The sequence below is a fragment of the Phenylobacterium sp. genome, assembly GCF_031412415.1.
In the GTDB taxonomy this organism is placed as follows: domain Bacteria; phylum Pseudomonadota; class Alphaproteobacteria; order Caulobacterales; family Caulobacteraceae; genus Phenylobacterium.
This window is the reverse complement of the sequence record NZ_JANOCX010000376.1, coordinates 1-3,452: the sequence shown is the minus strand read 5'-3', so window position 1 is coordinate 3,452 and position 3,452 is coordinate 1. Positions and strand designations below refer to the sequence as shown.

Genomic DNA, 3,452 nt, shown 5'->3' with positions numbered 1-3,452 from the left:
ATCGAACGCGCGACCCTTTCGGCGGTCGCGCCACGCAAGGTCGTCGAGGTCGACGGCTGGCTAGTGGCCCTGGAGCCCGGCACCATCCGGCGCGCCAAGAGCGCGGTTCCGCTCCGCCATGACGTCGCGTTCTCTCCGGCGGTTCTGGACGGCATCGAAGCCGCCTTCGCCGTGGAAGGCCTGGAGCCCGGCACGATCCGCCGCGCCAAGAGCGCTGTTCCCCTGCGCCATGACGCGGCCTTCGCGCCGACGACCCTGGACCGCATCGAGGCGGCCTTCGCCGAGCACGGACTTGAGCCGGCGTTCCGGCTGGCCGACACGCCGGGCCTAGCGGTCGTGGCCGCCGAGCTGACCCGCCGAGGCTACGGCCTCGAGCAGCCCACCCTGGTGAAGATCGGTTCCGCGACGTCGATGATCGCCGCGGCTAGGGGCATGCCGGCCGAGATCGCCGACGCGCCGGACGACGGCTGGGCCAGCGTCTTCCTGGGCGAGGGCTTCGATCCCGCCGATGGCGCCTATCGCGTGGCCGCCCTGACCCGCTCGCCGGACGCGGTCTATGGCGGGGTGCGTGAGGGCGGCCAGACCGTCGCGGTCGGGGTGGCCGCCTTCGGTCAAGGCTGGGCCAGCGTGCACGGGATGCGCACCGATCTCAGCCGTCGTGGGCAGGGCCTCGCCGGCCGCGTGCTCGCCGGCCTGGCAGGCGCCGCGCAGGCGCGTGGAGTGGACCGGATGTTTCTGCAGGTGGAGGAGGGCAACGCCAACGCCCGGTCGCTGTATCGCCGCTTCGGGTTCAAGCCGGCTTGGCGGTACTTCTACTGGAGCCGACCCCTCTAGCCGTCCAGCAGCGCCCGCGCCCGGCGGAACACGGCCTCGAACATCTCGCCCGTCAGCCGACCGGTGTTCGTGTTGAGCCGTGAGCAGTGGTAGCTGTTCAGCACCACATAGGGTCCGGCCTGAAACTCCGTTCCGTGACCCGGAAGACCCGCCGAAGCCTTCAGCCCCAGCGCCTTCAGCACATTGCGCCGCGAGACGTCGCCCAGGGTGACGATGACCTTGAGGTGCGGCAGGGCCTCCAGGCGCGCGGTCAGGAACGGTCGGCAGGTGTTCTCTTCCGACGTCTCGGGCTTGTTGCCGGGCGGGGCGCAGCGGACGGCGTTGGTGATCATGCAGTCGACCAGCTCGAGTCCGTCCTGCGGATCGGCCTTGTAGACGCCCCGCGCGAAGCCAGTCTTGATCAGGGTCTCATAGAGCATCCAGCCCGCGCCATCGCCGGTGAACGGACGGCCTGTCCGGTTCGCGCCGGTGCGGCCGGGCGCGAGGCCCGCCACCAGCAGCCGCGCATCCGGATCACCGAAGGACGGGGCAGGGCCGTTCCACCAGTCGGGGTTCTGGTCGCGATTGACCTGGCGGTAGGCGACCAGCCTGGGGCACAGCGGACAGTCGCGGGGCGGTTCGGTGCCCCAGAGCGCGACCGACACTAGGCTTCGGCGTCGACGTCGGCGTCCGCGTCGCGGTCAGCCGGGGTGGTGCGGCTTTCCTGGATGAATCGCGGCAGGCGCGAGGGCCGGCCGATGATGTCGGCCAGGTCGGCCAGGTCCACGAAGCTGTCGGCCTGACGGCGCAGGTCGTCGGACGCCATCGGAGGTTGCGATTTCACCGTGGAGACCACGGTGACCCGCGCGCCCTTGCGCTGCACCGCCTCGACCAGGACGCGGAAGTCCCCGTCCCCGGAGAACAGCACCAGGTGGTCGGCGTGGCCGGCCATCTCCAGCATGTCCACGGCGATCTCGACGTCCATGTCGCCGCGCCAACGCTTGCGGCCCTGGGCGTCGGTGTATTCCCGGGCCGGCTTGGTCACCAGGCGGAAGCCGTTGTAGTCCAGCCAGTCCACCAGCGGTCTGATCGGCGAGTACTCCTGATCCTCGACCAGGGCGGTATAATAGTAGGCCCGGATCAGGACACCGCGCTTGCGGAACTCTTCCAGCAGCTTGCGATAGTCGATATCGAAGCCGAGCCCCTTGGCGGCCGAATACAGGTTCGCGCCGTCGATAAAGAGCGCGAGCCGATCGGTGGGGTAGAACGTCATGATCGCGGAATTCCTGGAAATGGGGCGTGGGGCTTGAAGGCGGACGAGGCGGTCATCATCGCCCTTGGCGGAAATATCGCCGGCGACTTTGGGTCGTCCGAAGCCCTTCTCGAGGCGGCGCTCGCTCGTTTCGCCGAGGCGGGATTGCCTCTGCTAAGCCGGTCGTCCTGGTGGAGCTCTGCCGCCTGGCCGGACCCGACCGGCCAGGAGTATCGCAACGGCGTCGTGCTTGTCGAGGCTCGGCTGTCCCCGGATGACGTTATCCGAACATTGTTCAACCTCGAAGCGGCCTTTGGACGCGAGCGCGGTGCGCGGAACGCCGCCCGGACGCTCGATCTTGACCTGATCGCCCATGGCAGGACGGTTTCGGACGCCCCGGACCTGACCCTTCCGCACCCTCGCGCTCACGAGCGGCTGTTCGTCATGGGACCGCTGGCGCAGATCGCCCCAGAGTGGCGTCACCCGGTGCTGGGCAGGACCGCGGCCCAGCTCGCGGCCGCGGCGACGGTGGGCCTGGACGCCCGGCCGGTGGCGAAGTCCTAGGGTTGCGACCTTTGCGGCGTTGCACAATTGGCCGCAAAGCTCTATTTTGCGGGGTTCTACCGCTCCTCTGAGGATTCCATGGCCCGCGTCACCGTCGAAGATTGCGTCGAGAAGGTTCCCAACCGCTTCAGCTTGGTGCTGCTGGCGGCTCATCGCGCCCGCGCCATCTCGGCCGGCGCCCAGCTTCTCGTCGACCGCGACAACGACAAGAACCCGGTCGTCTCGCTGCGCGAGATCGCCGACGACGTGGTCGATGCCGATGAGCTGCGCGAGAACCTGATCGGGACCCTGCAACGGGTCGACGAGCGCTCGGAAGCCGAGGAAGAGGCCGAAACCCTCGCCCTGCTGGCCGATCCGACCCACATGCAGATGAGCGAGCTGGAACTGGTCCGCGCGCTGCAGAGCGACCGCGACGGCGGTCAGGAGGAGCGGTACTGAGCCTCGATGGCCCAGAACCCCTTACCCTGAAGGCGGCGCCTCAAACCGCCGCCGACCAAAAGGACGCGCCGTCCAGCAAGCGTCCGAAACTCTTGCGCCAGTACGAGCTGATCGAGAAGGTCCGCTCGTATGATCCCACCGCGGACGAGGCGATCCTCAACCGCGCCTATGTCTACGCCATGCGCATGCACGGCTCGCAGAAGCGCGCCTCCGGCGACCCCTACTTCGCCCACCCCATCGAGGTGGCGGGCATCCTCACCGACTACCGGCTCGACACCTCGACCATCGTCACGGCGCTGCTGCACGACGTGATCGAGGACACCCCGGTCACCCCCGACGACATCAAGGCGCTGTTCGGCGCCGAGATCACCGAACTGGTCGAAGG

Annotated in this window: 6 protein-coding genes; 4 read left to right on the top strand and 2 right to left on the bottom strand. The window is 68.7% G+C overall.

Translation table 11 applies throughout. The features are described 5' to 3' along the window. Positions 1–834, top strand: an 834-nt coding sequence (locus tag RMO04_RS17855) for a GNAT family N-acetyltransferase (RefSeq protein ID WP_309646114.1), incomplete at its 5' end; no start/stop codon positions are given. Here RMO04_RS17855 and RMO04_RS17850 read toward each other — a convergent pair. Further along, on the bottom strand, positions 831–1,478 hold the full coding sequence (locus RMO04_RS17850; protein ID WP_309646113.1) for a uracil-DNA glycosylase: 648 nt from the start codon (positions 1,476–1,478) through the stop codon (positions 831–833). The two genes, RMO04_RS17855 and RMO04_RS17850, sit on opposite strands and share 4 nt — an antisense overlap. Continuing rightward, complete coding sequence (locus RMO04_RS17845; RefSeq protein ID WP_309646112.1) at positions 1,478–2,086, bottom strand: NYN domain-containing protein; 609 nt, start codon at positions 2,084–2,086, stop codon at positions 1,478–1,480. Before RMO04_RS17845 ends, RMO04_RS17850 begins: the two co-directional genes overlap by 1 nt. A gap of 33 nt (positions 2,087–2,119) precedes the next feature. Between RMO04_RS17845 and folK the strand changes: the two genes are divergently transcribed. From folK to RMO04_RS17830, 3 genes are all read left to right on the top strand, one after another. Beyond that, positions 2,120–2,629 carry a 2-amino-4-hydroxy-6-hydroxymethyldihydropteridine diphosphokinase gene (folK, locus tag RMO04_RS17840; protein ID WP_309646111.1) on the top strand — a complete coding sequence of 170 codons (510 nt, stop codon included), beginning with the start codon at positions 2,120–2,122 and terminating at the stop codon, positions 2,627–2,629. 78 nt (positions 2,630–2,707) lie between these two features. After that, on the top strand, positions 2,708–3,067 hold the full coding sequence (rpoZ, locus tag RMO04_RS17835) for a DNA-directed RNA polymerase subunit omega (protein WP_254836994.1): 360 nt from the start codon (positions 2,708–2,710) through the stop codon (positions 3,065–3,067). Positions 3,068–3,093: 26 nt separating this feature from the next. Next, positions 3,094–3,452, top strand: a 359-nt coding sequence (locus RMO04_RS17830; protein ID WP_309646115.1) for an HD domain-containing protein, incomplete at its 3' end; no start/stop codon positions are given.